Origin of the sequence: Enterobacter sp. HG048 (genome assembly GCF_024702055.1) — a bacterium.
GTDB classification, from domain to species: domain Bacteria; phylum Pseudomonadota; class Gammaproteobacteria; order Enterobacterales; family Enterobacteriaceae; genus Enterobacter; species Enterobacter dykesii.
The window spans coordinates 17,685-35,594 of the sequence record NZ_JANLIZ010000017.1 but is presented as its reverse complement, the minus strand read 5'-3'; the positions used below and the strand labels follow the sequence as shown (position 1 = coordinate 35,594).

Annotated in this window: 18 protein-coding genes; 10 read left to right on the top strand and 8 right to left on the bottom strand. The window is 53.2% G+C overall.

The window, feature by feature from the left end; translation table 11 throughout:
- Positions 1–41: 41 nt before the first annotated feature.
- Positions 42–1,037, bottom strand: coding sequence for a LacI family DNA-binding transcriptional regulator (locus NUX24_RS17765; protein ID WP_047652986.1), 996 nt, complete (start codon positions 1,035–1,037; stop codon positions 42–44).
- Positions 1,038–1,054: 17 nt separating this feature from the next.
- The gene (locus NUX24_RS17760) at positions 1,055–1,603 is read right to left on the bottom strand and encodes a helix-turn-helix domain-containing protein (RefSeq protein ID WP_023309744.1); all 549 of its coding nucleotides are present in this window, start codon (positions 1,601–1,603) and stop codon (positions 1,055–1,057) included.
- Positions 1,604–1,705: 102 nt separating this feature from the next.
- Here NUX24_RS17760 and NUX24_RS17755 point away from each other — a divergent pair, with 102 nt between their 5' ends.
- Together NUX24_RS17755 and NUX24_RS17750 are read left to right on the top strand one after the other, a co-directional pair.
- Positions 1,706–2,365, top strand: a complete 660-nt coding sequence (locus tag NUX24_RS17755) for an AzlC family ABC transporter permease (RefSeq protein ID WP_023309745.1) — start codon at positions 1,706–1,708, stop codon at positions 2,363–2,365.
- Entirely contained in the window at positions 2,365–2,688 is a 324-nt protein-coding gene (locus NUX24_RS17750; RefSeq protein ID WP_033146957.1) for an AzlD domain-containing protein, read from the top strand. The genes NUX24_RS17755 and NUX24_RS17750 overlap by 1 nt, the downstream gene beginning before the upstream one ends.
- A gap of 39 nt (positions 2,689–2,727) precedes the next feature.
- Here the strand turns inward: NUX24_RS17750 and NUX24_RS17745 are convergent, their stop codons facing one another.
- Positions 2,728–2,940 (bottom strand): DUF1471 domain-containing protein, encoded by a 213-nt coding sequence (locus NUX24_RS17745; RefSeq protein WP_023309747.1) that lies wholly within the window; start codon positions 2,938–2,940, stop codon positions 2,728–2,730.
- Between the two features lie 114 nt (positions 2,941–3,054).
- Positions 3,055–3,891 (bottom strand): formate dehydrogenase accessory sulfurtransferase FdhD, encoded by an 837-nt coding sequence (fdhD, locus tag NUX24_RS17740; RefSeq protein WP_214577546.1) that lies wholly within the window; start codon positions 3,889–3,891, stop codon positions 3,055–3,057.
- Positions 3,892–4,263: 372 nt separating this feature from the next.
- Here fdhD and fdnG point away from each other — a divergent pair, with 372 nt between their 5' ends.
- Genes fdnG through fdhE form a run of 4 tightly spaced genes read left to right on the top strand, consistent with a single transcriptional unit; the run spans position 4,264 to position 9,787 of the window.
- A complete protein-coding gene (gene fdnG, locus NUX24_RS17735) occupies positions 4,264–7,314 on the top strand; it encodes a formate dehydrogenase-N subunit alpha (protein ID WP_126330977.1) in 3,051 nt (1,016 codons plus the stop codon).
- A 12-nt stretch (positions 7,315–7,326) separates the two neighbouring features.
- Positions 7,327–8,229: a formate dehydrogenase subunit beta gene (fdxH, locus tag NUX24_RS17730; protein WP_008501831.1), complete on the top strand. Its 903-nt coding sequence runs from the start codon at positions 7,327–7,329 to the stop codon at positions 8,227–8,229.
- Positions 8,226–8,861: a formate dehydrogenase cytochrome b556 subunit gene (fdoI, locus tag NUX24_RS17725; RefSeq protein ID WP_008501832.1), complete on the top strand. Its 636-nt coding sequence runs from the start codon at positions 8,226–8,228 to the stop codon at positions 8,859–8,861. Before fdxH ends, fdoI begins: the two co-directional genes overlap by 4 nt.
- The gene (gene fdhE / locus NUX24_RS17720) at positions 8,858–9,787 is read left to right on the top strand and encodes a formate dehydrogenase accessory protein FdhE (RefSeq protein WP_010436850.1); all 930 of its coding nucleotides are present in this window, start codon (positions 8,858–8,860) and stop codon (positions 9,785–9,787) included. The genes fdoI and fdhE overlap by 4 nt, the downstream gene beginning before the upstream one ends.
- Before the next feature lie 182 nt (positions 9,788–9,969).
- Here the strand turns inward: fdhE and fabY are convergent, their stop codons facing one another.
- The 4 genes from fabY to yihX are packed head-to-tail and all read right to left on the bottom strand — an operon-like array spanning position 9,970 to position 12,864.
- On the bottom strand, positions 9,970–10,911 hold the full coding sequence (gene fabY / locus NUX24_RS17715; protein WP_047652982.1) for a fatty acid biosynthesis protein FabY: 942 nt from the start codon (positions 10,909–10,911) through the stop codon (positions 9,970–9,972).
- A 44-nt stretch (positions 10,912–10,955) separates the two neighbouring features.
- On the bottom strand, positions 10,956–11,393 hold the full coding sequence (gene dtd / locus NUX24_RS17710; RefSeq protein WP_008501836.1) for a D-aminoacyl-tRNA deacylase: 438 nt from the start codon (positions 11,391–11,393) through the stop codon (positions 10,956–10,958).
- Entirely contained in the window at positions 11,390–12,271 is an 882-nt protein-coding gene (locus NUX24_RS17705; protein WP_126330967.1) for a virulence factor BrkB family protein, read from the bottom strand. The genes dtd and NUX24_RS17705 overlap by 4 nt, the downstream gene beginning before the upstream one ends.
- A complete protein-coding gene (gene yihX / locus NUX24_RS17700; RefSeq protein ID WP_126330965.1) occupies positions 12,265–12,864 on the bottom strand; it encodes a glucose-1-phosphatase in 600 nt (199 codons plus the stop codon). The genes NUX24_RS17705 and yihX overlap by 7 nt, the downstream gene beginning before the upstream one ends.
- A 405-nt stretch (positions 12,865–13,269) precedes the next feature.
- On the opposite strand from yihX, the gene NUX24_RS17695 reads away from it, so the two are divergent.
- The 4 genes from NUX24_RS17695 to NUX24_RS17680 all read left to right on the top strand — a co-directional run bounded on the left by NUX24_RS17695 (position 13,270) and on the right by NUX24_RS17680 (position 17,786).
- Complete coding sequence (locus NUX24_RS17695; protein ID WP_126330963.1) at positions 13,270–14,046, top strand: hypothetical protein; 777 nt, start codon at positions 13,270–13,272, stop codon at positions 14,044–14,046.
- A gap of 2 nt (positions 14,047–14,048) precedes the next feature.
- Positions 14,049–14,333, top strand: a complete 285-nt coding sequence (locus tag NUX24_RS17690; RefSeq protein WP_126334599.1) for a hypothetical protein — start codon at positions 14,049–14,051, stop codon at positions 14,331–14,333.
- Between the two features lie 68 nt (positions 14,334–14,401).
- Positions 14,402–15,676, top strand: coding sequence for an HlyD family secretion protein (locus tag NUX24_RS17685; protein ID WP_257833153.1), 1,275 nt, complete (start codon positions 14,402–14,404; stop codon positions 15,674–15,676).
- On the top strand, positions 15,669–17,786 hold the full coding sequence (locus NUX24_RS17680; RefSeq protein WP_047653057.1) for a peptidase domain-containing ABC transporter: 2,118 nt from the start codon (positions 15,669–15,671) through the stop codon (positions 17,784–17,786). The genes NUX24_RS17685 and NUX24_RS17680 overlap by 8 nt, the downstream gene beginning before the upstream one ends.
- The last annotated feature ends 124 nt before the right edge of the window (positions 17,787–17,910 follow it).

Here is a 17,910-nt window from a genome sequence, read left to right as displayed (position 1 = left end):
AACGTTTCGGTTTTGTGATCGACTTTAGAAAATGGAGAGATTCAGGCCGTCTGGCCGGGAGAGAATTCGGGCTGCCAGAGCACCTGAAGCTGTTCAATATCGTCGCCGTTAATCAGCTGGCGCACCATATCGGCAATCTGTTTCCCGACGCCCTGGCGGGTGGACTGGATCACCGACGCCACGTCAATATCGACGATGCTGTCCTGCGGCAGGCCGTCATAGACCACCAGCGAGACGGCGTTGTCGCCGGATAAACGCCCCAGCTGCGCCAGCGCCATCGCCGCGCCGTCGCCGTGGGTGTTACAGTCGGTGATGATGGCCGTGGGCGGCTGCGGCAGGGCAAGCAGTTCTTTCGTGGTGGCATACCCCACGCGGCGCGAAGGCGGCATCGCGCGCAGCCATTCGCTGGAAAGCCCGGCTTCCCGCAACGCGTCCAGATAGCCCTGACGACGCTGGGTGATGAATGCCTGATTGTTGCTTTCGCCCAGTAGGGCAATGCGCTGATGGCCTTTCCCGATCAGCCATCGGGTAGCATTGTACGTACCGGCATAGTTGTCGAAGTCGAACCATGCGTACGGCTGCGGCAGCTGGCTGCGCCCAAGCGCCAGAAAGGGGAATCCGGCCGCCTGCAGCTGCTCAAGTCGCGGATCGCGATCCAGCGTGTGGGCCACAATCAGCGCGTCCACGCGGCGGCTTTGCACCATGCGCATATAGCTGTGCTTATCCGCCAGATCGTCGTCGGCGATGAGCAATAAGTCGATCTCATGTCGCGCCAGTTCATGGCTAATTTCGCCGACCATGTCCATAAATACGCTGTTATTGAGCGGAACAGGATGTACGGGAAACACCAGCCCGACGGCGTCAATTTTGCCCATCTTCAGGCGGCGGGCGAAGGTGTTAGGCCGATAGCCGCGTCGCTGGGCTTCCGCTTCAACGCGAGCGCGCGTCTCGTCAGAAACGTCGTCATATCCGTTGAGGGCGCGGCTGACGGTGGTAACAGAGAGCCCCAGTTCTTTGGCAATGGCTTTAAGCGACATGATTTTCCTTATCTTCGTTAGTTTTGTTCCGCCACCAGCAGCGCGTAAGTGTCTGGCTCCAGGGCCTTGAAGATATGCGGCTGGTCGGCGGGATAACAAATGTAATCCCCTGCGCCGAGCTCTTCTGCCGCGTCGAGCAGGCCGACCAGCGCCCGCCCCTGCGTCACAATAATATGCTCAACCGAGCCCGGCGGATGCGGCTGGGAAATACGGTCTGCGCCCGGTTGGGTCATCAGAAGATAGACATCGCGGCGCGCGCCCGGAGGGCATGCCGCCAGCAAAATGGCTTCATAATTAGCCTGTCCGGCAACCACTTTCGTCCCTTCACCACGGCGGATCACCTGCGTGGTCGGCAGCTGCGGCTCAAGCAAGCGGGCGAAAGGAATATCCAGCGCCACGCACAGCGACCACAGCGTTTCCAGGCTAGGGTTGCCGTTGCCGGACTCCAGTTGGGAAAGGGTGGATTTAGCGATCCCGGCACGGCGGGCAATTTCCGCCAGTGAAAGCCCGGTTCGCAGGCGTTCCCGCACCAGACTTTTTGCGATCAGGCTGATTGGCTGCGTCATATAACGGCCTCTTGTTCTATAAAACGAACGAATCGTTCGGCTTGAAAATCAGTTTCGTTGCGTTCATTATAATGGATACACGTTCGATATGGCTAAAATTGTATGAAGCATCATCTCTCTTGCCTGAAAGGCGACACCATAAAAGCAATCATCCTGGTCTGCCTCGCGGTCGGCGTGGTCGGGATGTCATACGGCTCCCTGGCGATGGCCTACGGTTTCCCGGTCTGGGTACCGTTTGTACTCTCCATCACCGTACTCGCGGGCGCGTCAGAGTTTATGTTTATCGGCATTGTAGCAAGCGGCGGTAACCCGCTGGCGGCCGCGGCGGCGGGATTACTGGTCAACGCGCGGCACGTGCCGTTTGGCGTGACGGTGCGTGAGCTGGTCGGCAAACGTGGTCTGAGCCTGTTGGGCTGCCACATCATGAATGACGAAAGCGTGGTGTTTGGCCTGTCGCAAAAAACGCCCGAACAGCGCAAAGCGGCGTACTGGCTATGTGGTTTAGGCGTGGCGATTGTCTGGCCGCTGGGGGCCCTGCTGGGCGCCATGGTCGGCAAGCTGCTGCCGGACCCGGAGACCATCGGGCTGGATGCAGTATTCCCGGCGATACTGCTGGCATTAGTGGTTCCCGCATTTAAAAACCGCACCACGCTGATCCGCGCCTGCAGCGGTGCCGCGCTGTCACTGGCCGCCGTGCCGTTTGCCCCGGTGGGATTACCGGTGCTGCTTTCCTTACTGGGTCTTGCTGCGAGGAAAAAATAATGGGAAATATGACGTTTTTTATTCTCGGTATCGCCATTTTGTCTGCGGGAACGTATCTGATGCGTCTTGGCGGGGCGAAACTGGGCAGCAGGCTGGCATTGTCAGAACGTTCACAGGCGCTGCTGTCAGATGCGGCAACGGTATTGCTGTTCTCCGTGGCGCTGGCGACCACGTTTTATGAGGGTGACCACTTCGCGGGCATGGCGCGCGTGCTGGGCGTGGCGTTTGCGGTGTTTTTAGCCTGGCGGAAGATGCCGTTAATTGTAGTGATCGTGGCGGCGGCGGTGGTAACCGCGCTGCTGCGCGTGGCGGGCATAAACTAAAAAAGCGCCCCGGGGGCGCTCTTTCGACGGTGTGACAGCTTATTTAGTCAGTTCAGCAGTCATGTGTACGCGGTTACCTGAGAACGCCTGGGTAATTTTGTAAGATGACGCGCCGGCTTCCTGAGCCTGAGCCGCGATTTTCGCTTCTGCGCCATCAATAGTTGACGCGGTTGCGGTCACGGTCTGAGCAGCGAAAGAACCGAAAGAAGTAGCCAGAGCGATTACAGCGACAAAAGTTTTGATGCTTTTCATAATATAAACCCTTTCATTAAGTTGTTTAGGTAAGGCACCGTGCCTTGATGAGATAAATACTAGACCTCATCTCGAACAACTAAAAGCGGAAGGATTTGCTATTATCATTCAAAATTATTGATCAACTATTAGCCGCTGAGGATGGGTATAAACGGTCGCCCTTCCCGGCTTGCAGAAGCCCACCAGCGTCAGGTTGCAGCGCTCCGCCACCTCAACTGCCAGCGTGGTCGCCGCCGACACCGCAAACAGAATTTCCACACCGCACATCGCGGATTTTTGCACCATCTCATAGCTGGCGCGGCTGGAAACGAGTGCCGCCCCCTGCTTCCACGCGTCACTTTCACGCGCCCGGCGACCGAGCAGCTTGTCCAGCGCCACGTGGCGGCCAACGTCCTCGTGTCCACCGGCAATATCGCCCGACGGCAACACCCATGCCGCCGCGTGCGTGCAGCCGCTCAGCTGACCGATGGGCTGTACATCGTTCAGGTGCTCGAGCGCATGGTCGAGGTGAGCCAGATCAAAGATCTGATTAAACGGCAGTGGCGCAACGGGTTTACCAATATCATTGAGCTGCTCAACGCCACAGACGCCGCAGCCGGTACGCCCGGCCAGCGCGCGGCGGCGCTCTTTCAACCCCATAAAGCGGCGGCTGGAGAGTTCGATTTGCACTTCAAGGCCGTTGCAAGCCTGCACCACGTCCATGCCGTAGATCTCATGCGGATGGTCAATGATGCCTTCCGACAGGGAAAAACCGATGGCGAACAGCTCGAGATCTTTCGGTGAAGCCATCATCACCACGTGCGAGATACCGTTGTAAACGAGCGCAACGGGCACCTCTTCCGCCAAAAAATCGGGCGTGGCATGGGTTAAGTGGGGCGGTCTGTGTACCGACAGTTCCACAATGCCCGCAGGCAGTGGTGACGAGTGGGGAGCACGGTTTTGTTTAGACACAGCGGTATTCCTGAACAACCACGGAGGTGAGCCTGCTATTGCATCATAAAGTACAGGCTTTACGCATAGTATGGATCAACTTTTCGACAACCATTCTCCTACTCAATTGGGAGGGCTGCAACCTGACGCCCGCTACACCGCTTTAACATGCAGAGCTGTTAGTGTGATCGATATCACACTTTATAATCAACATGGTGATAATACGTTCACTTTGTATTAACGCCATTGGAACAGGCGTACCGACATTGTGGTATTCTGATGATACCCCTCGTGGAAATGAGGGATTAACGCAAATTTTTTTCCTTTGCGGCCATTCTTCAGCCGCGAAGTCAAAACTACATATGTAAGCAATGTCGAAACAAGGAGTGACCCATGCAGGTCAGCAGAAGGCAGTTCTTTAAGATCTGCGCTGGCGGTATGGCAGGCACCACGGCAGCGGCACTGGGCTTTGCGCCCGGCGTAGCGCTGGCGGAAACGCGGCAGTATAAACTGCTGCGCACCCGTGAAACCCGTAATACCTGTACGTACTGCTCTGTCGGTTGCGGGCTGTTGATGTATAGCCTCGGCGACGGTGCTAAAAACGCCAAAGCGTCTATTTTCCATATCGAAGGCGACCCGGATCATCCGGTCAACCGCGGCGCATTGTGCCCGAAAGGGGCCGGTCTGGTGGACTTCATCCACTCCGAAAGCCGCCTCAAATTCCCTGAATATCGCGCGCCTGGCTCCGACAAATGGCAGCAAATTAGCTGGGAAGAAGCGTTCGACCGCATCGCAAAACACATTAAAGAAGACCGCGATGCCAACTTTGTTGAGAAGAACGCCGACGGCGTCACGGTCAACCGCTGGCTCTCCACCGGGATGCTGTGTGCCTCTGCTTCCAGCAACGAAACCGGTTATTTAACCCAGAAATTTACGCGTGCACTCGGTATGCTCGCGGTCGACAACCAGGCGCGTGTCTGACACGGACCAACGGTAGCAAGTCTTGCTCCAACATTTGGTCGCGGTGCGATGACCAATCACTGGGTCGACATCAAAAACGCCAACCTCATTGTGGTGATGGGCGGTAACGCCGCTGAAGCGCACCCTGTCGGGTTCCGCTGGGCGATGGAAGCCAAAATCCACAACGGTGCGAAACTGATTGTGATCGATCCCCGCTTTACGCGAACTGCGTCAGTGGCGGATTTCTACACCCCTATTCGTTCAGGTACTGACATCACTTTCCTGTCAGGCGTATTGCTGTACCTGATGACCAACGAAAAATATAACCGCGAATACACCGAAGCTTATACCAACGCCAGCCTGATCGTGCGTGAGGATTACCACTTCGAAGATGGCCTGTTCAGCGGTTACGACGCCGAAAAACGCAAATACGACAAAACCAGCTGGAACTACGAGCTGGACGAGAAAGGCTTTGCGAAGCGCGATACCACTCTGCAACACCCGCGCTGCGTGTGGAACCTGCTGAAAGAGCACGTTTCCCGCTACACGCCGGAGGTGGTTGAAAACATCTGCGGTACGCCGAAGGCAGACTTCCTGAAGGTATGCGAGCTTATCGCCGAAACCAGCGCGAAAGACAAAACCGCGTCGTTCCTGTATGCCCTCGGCTGGACGCAGCACTCCATCGGTGCGCAGAACATCCGTACCATGGCGATGGTTCAGCTCCTGCTCGGCAACATGGGGATGGCAGGCGGCGGCGTGAATGCCCTGCGCGGTCACTCCAACATTCAGGGTCTGACCGACCTCGGTCTGCTGTCTCAAAGCCTGCCGGGGTACATGACCCTGCCGAGCGAGAAACAGACCGACCTGCAAACCTACCTGACGGCCAGCACGCCTAAACCGCTGCTCGAAGGCCAGGTCAACTACTGGGGCAACTATCCGAAGTTCTTCGTCTCGATGATGAAAGCCTTCTTCGGTGATAAAGCGACGGCGGAAAACAGCTGGGGCTTTGACTGGCTGCCGAAGTGGGACAAAGGTTACGACGTTCTGCAGTATTTCGAGATGATGCACCAGGGCAAAGTGAACGGCTATCTGTGCCAGGGCTTTAACCCGGTGGCCTCGTTCCCGAACAAGAACAAGGTTGTTGAGTCGCTGTCGAAACTGAAGTTCCTGGTGACGATTGACCCGCTCAATACCGAGACCTCGACCTTCTGGCAGAACCACGGTGAATCGAACGACGTCGATCCGTCGAAGATTCAGACCGAAGTGTTCCGTCTGCCGTCGACCTGCTTCGCGGAAGAGAACGGTTCTATCGTCAACTCCGGACGCTGGCTGCAGTGGCACTGGAAAGGCGCGGACGCCCCGGGCATCGCCATGAACGACGGCGAGATCCTGGCCGGCATCTTCTTACGCCTGCGTAAGATGTATGCGGAAGAAGGCGGCGCGAACCCTGAGCCGGTGCTGAACATGACCTGGAACTACTCGACGCCGGAAAATCCAGCGCCGGAAGAAGTGGCGATGGAGAGCAACGGTAAGGCGCTGGCGGACGTTATCGATCCGGCTACCGGTACCGTGCTGGCGAAGAAAGGCGATCAGCTCAGCACCTTCGCACACCTGCGCGATGACGGCACTACCTCCAGCGGCTGCTGGATCTTTGCCGGTAGCTGGACGCCGAAGGGCAACCAGATGGCCAACCGCGATAACGCCGACCCGTCGGGCCTGGGCAATACGCTGGGCTGGGCATGGGCATGGCCGCTCAACCGCCGCATCCTCTATAACCGCGCATCCGCTGACCCGCAGGGCAACCCGTGGGATCCGAAGCGTCAGCTTCTGAAGTGGGACGGCGCGAAATGGGGCGGCGTGGATATTCCGGACTACAGCACTGCCGCACCGGGCAGCGACGTTGGGCCGTTTATCATGCAGCCTGAAGGGATGGGGCGTCTGTTTGCTATCGATAAGATGGCGGAAGGTCCGTTCCCGGAACACTACGAGCCGTTTGAGACGCCGCTGGGTACCAACCCGCTGCACCCGAACGTGGTCTCTAACCCGGCAGCCCGTATCTTCAAGGGCGATTTCGAAGCGCTGGGTAAAAAGGACAAGTTCCCGTACGTGGGCACCACCTACCGTCTGACCGAGCATTTCCACTACTGGACCAAGCACGCGCTGCTTAACGCCATCGCGCAGCCGGAACAGTTTGTGGAGATCGGCGAGAAGCTGGCGGGCAAGCTCGGCATTGCCCATGGCGATACCGTGAAGGTCTCCTCTAACCGTGGTTATATCAAGGCCAAGGCGGTGGTGACCAAGCGTATTCGCACGCTGAACGTTCACGGTCAGCAGGTGGATACCATCGGTATTCCGATCCACTGGGGCTATGAGGGCGTGGCGAAGAAAGGGTTCATTGCGAATACCCTGACGCCGTTCGTCGGCGATGCGAACACGCAGACGCCGGAGTTTAAGGCCTTCCTCGTGAACGTGGAAAAGGTGTAACGGAGACGACTTATGGCTTATCAATCTCAAGACATTATCCGTCGTTCCGCGACTAACGGTTTCACGCCCGCGCCTCAGGCGCGGGACCACCAGCAGGAAGTGGCGAAGCTTATCGACGTGACCACCTGTATCGGCTGTAAAGCCTGCCAGGTGGCCTGTTCTGAGTGGAACGACCTGCGTGACGAAGTGGGTCACAACGTCGGGGTGTACGACAACCCGGCGGACCTGACCGCCAAGTCATGGACGGTGATGCGTTTCTCGGAAGTTGAGCAGAACGACAAGCTGGAATGGCTTATCCGCAAAGATGGCTGTATGCACTGTGCGGATCCGGGCTGCCTGAAGGCGTGTCCGTCAGAAGGGGCTATCATTCAGTATGCCAACGGCATCGTCGACTTCCAGTCCGAACAGTGCATCGGCTGCGGCTACTGCATCGCGGGCTGCCCGTTCGACGTACCGCGCCTGAACCCGGAAGACAACCGCGTCTACAAATGCACGCTGTGCGTTGACCGCGTCACCGTCGGCCAGGAGCCAGCGTGCGTGAAGACCTGCCCAACCGGCGCAATCCACTTTGGCTCCAAAGAGGATATGAAAACGCTGGCAGCAGAGCGCGTGGGCGAGCTGAAAACCCGTGGTTACGACAACGCGGGCCTGTACGATCCGGCCGGGGTTGGCGGTACGCACGTGATGTACGTGCTGCACCACGCCGACAAGCCGAATCTGTATCACGGTCTGCCGGAGAACCCTGAAATCAGCGCCACCGTGAAGTTCTGGAAAGGTATCTGGAAACCGCTGGCAGCGGTCGGTTTTGCTGCCACCTTCGCAGCGAGCATCTTCCACTACGTCGGCGTCGGTCCGAACCGCGCGGAAGAGGAAGACGACAACCTGCATGAAGAGAAAGACGAGGTGCGCAAATGAGAAAACGTGACACCATCGTGCGCTACACCGCGCCGGAACGCATCAACCACTGGGTCACCGCCTTCTGCTTCATGCTGGCGGCGATAAGCGGGCTGGGGTTCTTCTTCCCGTCCTTCAACTGGCTGATGCAGATCATGGGGACACCACAGCTGGCGCGCATCCTGCACCCGTTTGTGGGCGTCATCATGTTCGCGTCGTTCATCATCATGTTTTTCCGCTACTGGCACCATAACCTAATCAATCGGGATGATATCTTTTGGGCGAAGAATATTCGTAAGATCGTCGTCAACGAGGAAGTGGGTGATACCGGGCGTTATAACTTCGGCCAGAAATGCGTATTCTGGGCGGCGATTATCTTCCTGGTCCTGTTGCTGGTGAGCGGCGTGATCATCTGGCGTCCGTACTTTGCGCCTGCTTTCTCAATCCCGGTGATCCGATTCGCGCTGATGCTGCATTCATTTGCCGCAGTGGCGTTAATTGTGGTTATCATGGTGCATATCTACGCCGCCCTTTGGGTGAAAGGCACCATTACCGCGATGGTGGAAGGATGGGTAACCAGCACGTGGGCGAAGAAACATCACCCGCGCTGGTACCGTGAAGTCCGCCAGAAACAGGAAAAGTCATCTGAATGAGTATTCGCATAATCCCGCAAGATGAGCTGGGGTCGAGCGAGAAACGCACGGCGGATTATATTCCGCCGTTGTTATTCCCCAGACTCAAGAACCTCTACAACCGCCGCGCAGAGCGTCTGCGCGAGCTGGCAGAGAACAACCCGCTGGGCGATTTTCTGCGCTTTGCCGCACTGGTTGCCCACGCGCAGGAAGTGGTGCTGTACGACCACCCGCTGCAAATGGATCTGACCGCGCGCATCAAAGAAGCCAACGCGCAGGGCAAGCCGCCGCTGGACATTCACGTCCTGCCGCGCGACAAGCACTGGCAAAAGCTGCTGCATTCGCTCATTGCAGAGCTGAAGCCAGAGATGAGCGGCACCGCGCTGGCGGTCATTGAGAATCTGGAAAAAGCCTCTGACCTGGAACTGGAAGAGATGGCGAGCGCGCTGTTTGCCTCCGACTTCTCGCTGGTGAGCAGCGATAAAGCGCCGTTTATCTGGGCTGCGCTGTCGCTCTACTGGGCGCAAATGGCAAGCCTGATCCCCGGCAAAGCCCGCGCCGAATACGGCGAGGCGCGCCAGTTCTGCCCGGTCTGCGGCTCCATGCCGGTCTCCAGCATGGTGCAAATCGGCACGACTCAGGGGCTGCGCTACCTGCACTGCAACCTGTGTGAAACCGAGTGGCACGTGGTGCGCATCAAGTGCAGCAACTGCGAGCAGACCCGCGATCTGAACTACTGGTCGCTGGAAAATGAAGAAGCGGCAGTGAAAGCCGAAAGCTGCGGCGACTGCGGCACTTACCTGAAGATTCTGTATCAGGAAAAAGACCCGAAAGTCGAAGCCGTGGCAGACGATCTCGCCTCGCTGATTCTGGACGCGAAGATGGAGCAGGAGGGCTTTGCCCGCAGCTCGATCAACCCGTTCCTGTTCCCGGGTGAAGGGGAGTAATCTCCTGTGAGAGTGCCGGGCGGCGCAAGCTTGCCCGGCCTACAGCTGGTAAGGTGAAACGACCCGGCAATGCCCGAAAAGTCTTTCGTATTGCGTGAGATCAACGGGCAACTTCTGCTCTGAGCGGTAGCCAGAATTTAGAAAATGGCGGGCGATTTTGCGAGCCGCTTTCCAGACGACCGCTACTCCTCCTCGTTTCCGCCCTCTTCGTACGCACCGTACGGCTTTGCAGGCAGAACGATATAGGTGCCTTCAAACACCGCGCCCGCCGTTTCATCGCCAAACAGCTCAACCTGCATCTGTACGCGCGCTTTGCGGCCTCGCGCCAGACGGTCAAGATCGCCACCCAGTGCACCGAGATCGGCCACCGCGCTCGGCTTGCCGCTGATGGGGGCGCTGTAGCGAATATGTGCATCAGCAAGAATAATGGTGCCGCCCAGGTGACGCTCGCGCAGCATGAGCCAGATCAGCCCCCAGCCAGTGAGCGTAGCCAGTGAGAACAGGCTGCCTGCAAACAGGGTGTGATGTGGATTTTGGTTGCCGGTTTCCGGCATGGTGGTAATGAATTTCTGCCCGGTGTACTGCTGAATGCGCACGCCCATTTTTTCACTGAGCGGAATGTGCTCATACCACGCCTGCTGCAGCTGACCGCACCAGTCCGCACGATGCAGAATGTCATCCAGCGTGGCAATGGGTTTGATCATCAAAAAGTGGCGAATCGGCGTGGTCTGCGGGGCGGTAATTTCGCCCTGGTTAACAAAACCGAGCTTGGCAAAGAACTCGACGGCGTCTTCACGGGCGCTACAGGTGACGCGCTTAACGCCTTCCTGACGGGCGACGGACTCCAGCGTCATCGCCATCAGGGTGCCGAGCCCTTTATCCTGCACTGACGGGTGAACCGCCATAAAGCGAATAGAGGCTTCATTGTCGGCATTGATATACAGTCGCCCAACGGCGACGAGGTTACCCTCTTCATCCACCACCATTTGATGGTGCGCCATCGCGTCCCAGGCGTCGCGTTCAGACCCTTTTGGCTGATGTAATGGCTTGCGCAGCATTTCCCAGCGGAAATGGTAGTAGACCTCTAACTCTTCTTCCGTTTGCGGTACTCGAAGGTGATACATAGCTGTACTCTCTCTGGTTACCCGCGGCCACGCCGCCAGTTGGCTCATACCTGGAGCCAGAATGTAACGGGGCCATCGTTCACCAGCGATACCTGCATATCTGCAGCGAATCGTCCGGTTTGCGTATTCATTTCCTGCTGGCGACAACGCTCAACAAAGTACTCGTAAAGTGCTTCTGCACGATCCGGCGCGGCACCTTTGGAGAAGCTCGGACGCATGCCGCGCTCGGTATCCGCTGCCAGCGTAAACTGGGAAACCACCAGCACGCTGCCGCCCGCCTGCTGGACGTTCAGGTTCATCTTGCCTTCCGCATCGCTGAAAATACGGTAGCCCAGCACGCGCTCACACAAGCGGTTGGCTTTTTGTTCGTCATCATCCTTTTCGACACCCAACAACACTAAAAGTCCTGGGCCAATTTCACCCGTCACCTCTCCCTCCACGGTGACGCTGGCACGGGTTACGCGCTGTATCAATGCAATCATGGTTGGTCTGCTTCTTGTTGTTTTTCAGCTTCTGCTGCTTTTTTGAGTTCGCGGTATACGCCGAGAGTGACAGTTATTTCCGCACCAAGCAAGACGATACACCAGGTCCAGTAGACCCAGACAAACAAAATGGGGATCACCGCCAGCACGCCGTAAATCAGCTGATAGGACGGAAACATGGTGATGTAGAGGGCAAACCCTTTTTTACCGAGCTCAAAAAGCAACGCCGCCACCAGCGCCCCCACAACCGCATCACGGTTAGGCACGCGCGTGGTCGGCACCACGCTATAGAGCAGCCAGAACGAGAGCCATGACAGGATCAGCGGAAAAATGCGAAGCACATTATCAATCACGCCGTTTAAATCGCTCGCCCAGCGCAGAGAAAGAAGATAGGAACTGATCGCCAGGCTAGCCCCCGCCAGCAGTGGACCGAGGGTCAAAATCATCCAGTACACGGCAAAGGAGTAAACCTTAGGACGGATTTTTTTGCTTCGCCAGATGGTGTTGAGGGCACTGTCGATGGAATACATCAAAAGCAGCGCCGTGACGATGAGGCCGCAGGCACCCACTGCTGTCATCTTGCTGGAGTTGGCGACAAACTGCTCAATATAGTTCTGGATGACATCCCCGGTTGCAGGAATGAAATTCGCGAAGACAAAATGGCGAAGCTGCAGGCTGACGTCCGCAAACATCGGAAACGCGGAAAACAGGGCAAAGATGACCGCCACCAGCGGTACCAATGAGAGCAACGACACGTAGGCGAGGTTACCCGCCAGCGTGGTCATATTGTCCTCATCAATCCGGTGCCAGAGCAGTTTCAGCCAGGCCCGCAGCGGACGAGTATGATGCGTGGCTTTTTGATGAACGGTTTTTAGCATAGCTGCTTCGCAAAGTAGTCAGGTATCGTCTCTTTTCCGGTCACCAGAATTGACGTAATACCCAACTGGTTAGCTCCCTCTATATTATCGGCGTTGTCATCGAAAAAGACCGCATCGGCCGCGGTGAATCCTTCTGACTGCAGAACAGCCTGATAAATTCGCGCTTCAGGCTTACGCATCCCCATCTCCTGCGAGAGGTAGATCTTATCCGCCGCCGCCTTAACTTCAGGGTATTCTTCAGGCCAGAACGTGGTGTGCAGACGGTTGGTATTTGATAGCACAACGACCCGATGCCCCTGCTCGCGCAGTTTGTGCATGATGTCGATCACCTCAGGGCGAACCGCCACAAATACCGCCTGCCAGCCGTGGGAAAACTGTTCATAGCTTAACGAAAGGCCCATCTCCTGGCAGAAACGTTCAGCGAACTCTTCATCGCTGATTTCGCCGCGTTCATGCTGGTGGAAAGTCTCGCCCATCGCGAAATTCTGCTTTAAGGTCGCCAGCGGCACGCGGCTAAAATCGCTCCATGCACCCAACACGCGATTAAAATCGATATCGACGATGACGTTTCCTAAATCAAAGATATAAAGCATGTTTATCTCCTGCTCGCCGTGGAGAGGTAACTGTAGCGGGAAAGATAAAGTTTGGCTATGCACGAGAATCAGCTTAGAGGGAGCAGTATGAAGAACAAAAATTTAGCCAGGAAGATGATATTGGCTTTCGGGCGATAGGCAGGGATAAGTTTTATTTAAGTTCGACTTTGCGAGGATATAGGTTTTAGTTCATTCTGCAAAAAAATTATCGAAAAACGCTTCCGTATAATTTTTTCTCATCACATATTCCCCCATTTTTGCCATGGCAATCCCATTTCGCGCGGCTTTGCTCGAAATCGCAACAAGCTTACTTTACTTAAATTTACATTTTTATACAAATACTCTATTTATCTTCTTTTTTATAATGGTAGGTTTACATTACTTTACACATGGAGCTGCACTTTCGTGAAGATTAAAAAGGGATACGTCCTCAGTGCCGTTTTAATAGCTTTACTCTGCGCTTTCGCTATGTATTCATACAATGCCTACCGATTTAAAAAAGCCAGCAGAGATATTTTATATCAACTCTCTAGCCAACTGATTGTGAAGCAAGGGCTTGAACCAAAACTTTCAACCCACCTCGTTTTTGATACGTTATATATCGACGGTAACATATCCAAAGATGATGATAAAATCATTGTGGGGCTTATCAGAAAAAACCTTATCCCTGTCAGAACGATATCGATAAACAGTGGTGGCGGCGATGTCGAAACTGCAATCAAAATAGCACAAGTTATTCATGATAAAGAAATTAACATTGAGGTGAGGCGATTATGCCTTTCTTCGTGTGCTAACTATCTTTTCCCAGCGGCAAAAAATAAAATCATCAACTATGGTTCCATTATTGGCTTCCATGGGTCGCCTAATTCTGATGACAATAAGTTAACAACTACGGTTAACGGAGAAATCAATACAGACACAACAATAACAGATCGCATTTTCTCAGAATTAAGAAAAACGGATAAAGAATTCTACAAAGATATAAATGTGTCATGGATGATGCCACTTTGCGGGCAAAAAGAAAATATTGGTGATCCAGACACAGGTCTGTCGACGTACAGCGAAAAGGATTTTACGCGTTTTGGCGTAAAAAACATTTCATTCACGGATGGTGAAATGGTATGGAAAAAGTCTATGGATATTATGGGTATACCTTTTGCTCACTATTGCAAGGAACATTAATAATGCGTGAACTCAATGATAGCGAATTAAGTAACGTCAGCGGTGCAGGAATGTGGGGTTCTATCGGTAGTGCGATTGGTGGGATGTTCGGTGGCGGTAGTGCTGGTTGTAATGGCAGTTATTCTCACACCAGCACCACTAACAAAGATGGTTCTCACTCTGAAAGCACATCCTTTAGCGGCGGTTGCTCGGTTAACGTTGGTGGTAAAAGCGGTGGTTCATCAAAAGGTAATGGTGGTTCGAAAAGTGGCGGTGGCCGCCAGGGTAATGATCACGGTAGACATTAATTCCTGAATCATTATAACTCATAGCCGCTGATATTTAGCGGCTATTTCCACCCTGCAAGAGGCCAGATATGTTTCGCAAGGAAGCTATTGAACATCAAAGAACCCGGTGGGAAGGGAGAGCCGTTCTTCTGCCGGGCATCCCTTTTGCTTTTATCATATTGCTCAGCTTTTTTTTTATTGCTTCCATTTCTATTTTTATTACCAAAGGTTCCTATACCCGACGCGTAATCGTTCACGGTGAGATAACCACTTTCCCAGGCTCAGTGAATATCTCAGCATCAATGCAGGGTACAGTCGTGCAGAGTTTTGTTAATGAAGGCGATCGCGTAAAAAAAGGTGACGCTCTCTTTCTCATTCATTCGGGTGTATCGACGCAATCAGGCCTGGTTGATGAGAATAAAAAAAAGGAGATCGCGCTACAGATAAATAGTATCAGTGTAATGATGGCAAATTTGAACTCTTCGAAAAAACGTACGCTCAACGCGCTGACCACTCAAAAAGATCATTATCAGTCCAGTTTTAATACCTCATCTGGGTTACTAGTGCAGGCTGAGCGGGAACTGCATCAGATTGAGAAAAACGTTAACGATTACCGTCGTTATCAGGAAAAAGGTCTGGTCACCAAAGACCAGATGAGTAGCCAAAACGCACTACTCTATCAACAGCAGAGCAATGTGTCTGACCTGGTCGCCAGAAAATCACAGGACCAGGTTCAGATCGATGCGCTCAATCAGCAAATCCAGTCCCAGAGCGCTGATTATGACCACCAGATTTACCAGCTTGAGCAACAGATATACGAATTGCAAAAAGAAAAGTTAAATGCAGAAGCGGAAGGTAATTATGTCATCGAGGCAACAGTCGATGGCTTAATCGACTCCATCAATACGGCGCAAGGTAAGATGATCGGCGCAGGCGATGTACTGGCGCGAGTTCAACAGAATAAACATTCACCATGCTATCTCGAAACCTGGGTTCCGGATGAAGTTCTTCCTTATCTGGCGATTGGCCAGCGCGTTAATGTCAGTTACGACGCCTTTCCTTATGAAAAATTTGGTCAGTTCAGGGCATCAATATCAGCAATATCCAGGCTTCCGGCATCGAAGCCAGAACTCCTGTCAAAGCAGACCATCGCACATGAATTCTATGACGATAAAAAGTCCTGGTACAAAATCATGATCAAACCTGACCTACAGTCTGTGCAAGTTCATGGAAAACAACTCTCACTGAGCCAGGGAGCCAAAGCGCAGATTTCTCTTTTCCTTGAAAAGAGACATATCTATGAGTGGTTATTATCGCCCTTTTACGAAATGAAAATGAGCGTAACGGATGCGGGTAATGAATAATCTTTATACACTTGAGACGCTGCTGCGCAAGTTGGATCTGAGGATATTTAAACGCATCCCAGTTGTCTTTCAAACTGAAGCGTCCGAATGTGGCCTGGCCTGTCTTTCAATGATATGCAGTTTTTATGGCAAGCAGGTCGATCTACTGCAACTCCGGCAACAATTTAATTTGTCATCACGTGGGGTCAACCTCCATGCGATAAAAGCAATTGCCAGTCAACTGGAGATGTCGTCACGCGCATTGTCCGTGGACCTTCAGGAATTACATGATGTACGCAAGCCCTGCATATTGCATTGGGATTTTAACCATTTTGTCGTACTGATTAAGGTCGATAAGAACGGCGCGGTGATCCACGACCCTGCGTTTGGACGACGGGTGATTAGCATGCCCGAATTGTCCCAACATTTTACTGGTGTTGTGCTTGAGGTATGGCCGGGAACCACTTTCTCAGTTCAAAAAAAGCAAAACAGATTAAAAGCCACCACGTTATTAAAGAATATCAATGGACTGATAACATCACTGACGAAGATATTTTTCTTATCGCTGGTGATTGAGTTGATCAGCCTGCTGTTGCCTGTGGGGACACAATTAGTCACGGATAATGTCATTGCATCCGGAGATTACGGTTTACTTAATATTATCTGTCTTGGGCTATTTATTCTGATTCTGTTACGTTTGACGGTCAGTGTCATACGCTCCTGGACCACGCTGATACTGGGAACACTCATCGACGTCCAGTGGAGTTTTAGCCTCTTTTCTCACCTTATTAAGCTACCGACCACTTATTTTGAAAGACGCAAACTGGGGGACATTCAGTCTCGTTTCCACTCGCTTGATGTGATACGGGCCACTTTTACCACAGGTTTAACTGGTAGCATTATTGATACGCTAATGCTCATGGGTTTGCTGGTAATGATGTTTTTATACAACCTGCAGCTCAGCATGATAGTGGTCTCTTTTACCTCAATATACACCTTCATTCGGTTTGCTACCTATCGATACTATCGCCAGTTATCCGAAGAAGAGTTAATCAAGGAAGCACGTCTTAATTCTTATTTTATGGAAACCCTGTACGGTATCGCGACGATTAAGATTCAGGGGATGACTGACCTGAGAATCGATAACTGGTTTAATCTTTTTTCAGATAAGGTCAATACCGGCATTCGTTTGACGCGAATGGATCTCTTCTTTGGTGGTGTCGTCTCTTTTATCGCCGCCTGCGACCAAATTGTTATCCTGTGGGTTAGCGGCAGGCTGATGATGGATAGTCATTTAACCATCGGTATGTTTATCGCGTTTAACACCTTCAGAAGTCAGTTCTATGACCGAATAAATGCCCTGATCAACTTTATCATTCATCTGAAGATCATCAATTTACATAATGAACGCGTTGCCGATATTGCGCTGCAGGAAGCATCTTCTTCAAAGTCCACCAGCCCGCTGCGTTTACCACACGGAGCCTTAACGCTCGAAACTCAGGATCTGGCCTACCGTTATGATAACCATGCGGACCCTATCTTCAGCAAACTGAATCTGACCATTCATGCCGGGGAGAGTATTGCTATTACGGGCGTATCGGGTGCAGGTAAAAGCACCTTGATGAAAGTGTTGTGCGGTTTATTCGAACCGTCGAACGGCTGCGTCCGAATTAATGGCATTGATATTAAGCAACTTGGTTTTGAACATTATGCTGAACGCATTGCCTGTATCATGCAGGAAGATAAGCTGTTTTCAGGCTCTATCAAAGAGAATATCGCCGGTTTTCGGCCTGACATTGACGAGCAGTGGATGGTGCAATGCGCCATCGCAAGCCATATTCATAATGACATTTTAAAACTACCAATGGGTTACGAGACACTGATTGGTGAACTTGGGGAGGGGTTGTCCGGCGGTCAAAAACAGCGGATTTATATTGCCAGGGCATTATACCGCAAACCGGGTATTTTATTCATGGACGAGGCGACCAGCCACCTTGATAAAACCAGTGAGAGTCAGGTCAATCAGTCTATACAGGCGATGAACATCACAAGGATTATTATCGCGCATCGCGAAACCACGATTTCATCGGCAGATCGGGTGTTCGTGATAAATGGAGCAGAGTTACCCTAATCCGTGAATTTCGCAGGAAAGAGATAGCTTCCGGACATAATGCCCCAGGTAATGAAGAATTCTGGCGATAATCGAATAAAAAAGCCGCTGATCGCTCAGCGGCTTTTTACATACAGGACAGCGT

Coding starts and splice junctions, on each gene's coding strand:
- NUX24_RS17765 (WP_047652986.1), bottom strand. CDS start 1,037: ATGTCGCTTAAAGCCATTGCCAAAGAACTGGGGCTCTCTGTTACCACC.
- NUX24_RS17760 (WP_023309744.1), bottom strand. CDS start 1,603: ATGACGCAGCCAATCAGCCTGATCGCAAAAAGTCTGGTGCGGGAACGC.
- NUX24_RS17755 (WP_023309745.1), top strand. CDS start 1,706: ATGAAGCATCATCTCTCTTGCCTGAAAGGCGACACCATAAAAGCAATC.
- NUX24_RS17750 (WP_033146957.1), top strand. CDS start 2,365: ATGGGAAATATGACGTTTTTTATTCTCGGTATCGCCATTTTGTCTGCG.
- NUX24_RS17745 (WP_023309747.1), bottom strand. CDS start 2,940: ATGAAAAGCATCAAAACTTTTGTCGCTGTAATCGCTCTGGCTACTTCT.
- fdxH (WP_008501831.1), top strand. CDS start 7,327: ATGGCTTATCAATCTCAAGACATTATCCGTCGTTCCGCGACTAACGGT.
- fdoI (WP_008501832.1), top strand. CDS start 8,226: ATGAGAAAACGTGACACCATCGTGCGCTACACCGCGCCGGAACGCATC.
- fdhE (WP_010436850.1), top strand. CDS start 8,858: ATGAGTATTCGCATAATCCCGCAAGATGAGCTGGGGTCGAGCGAGAAA.
- fabY (WP_047652982.1), bottom strand. CDS start 10,911: ATGTATCACCTTCGAGTACCGCAAACGGAAGAAGAGTTAGAGGTCTAC.
- dtd (WP_008501836.1), bottom strand. CDS start 11,393: ATGATTGCATTGATACAGCGCGTAACCCGTGCCAGCGTCACCGTGGAG.
- NUX24_RS17705 (WP_126330967.1), bottom strand. CDS start 12,271: ATGCTAAAAACCGTTCATCAAAAAGCCACGCATCATACTCGTCCGCTG.
- yihX (WP_126330965.1), bottom strand. CDS start 12,864: ATGCTTTATATCTTTGATTTAGGAAACGTCATCGTCGATATCGATTTT.
- NUX24_RS17690 (WP_126334599.1), top strand. CDS start 14,049: ATGCGTGAACTCAATGATAGCGAATTAAGTAACGTCAGCGGTGCAGGA.
- NUX24_RS17685 (WP_257833153.1), top strand. CDS start 14,402: ATGTTTCGCAAGGAAGCTATTGAACATCAAAGAACCCGGTGGGAAGGG.
- NUX24_RS17680 (WP_047653057.1), top strand. CDS start 15,669: ATGAATAATCTTTATACACTTGAGACGCTGCTGCGCAAGTTGGATCTG.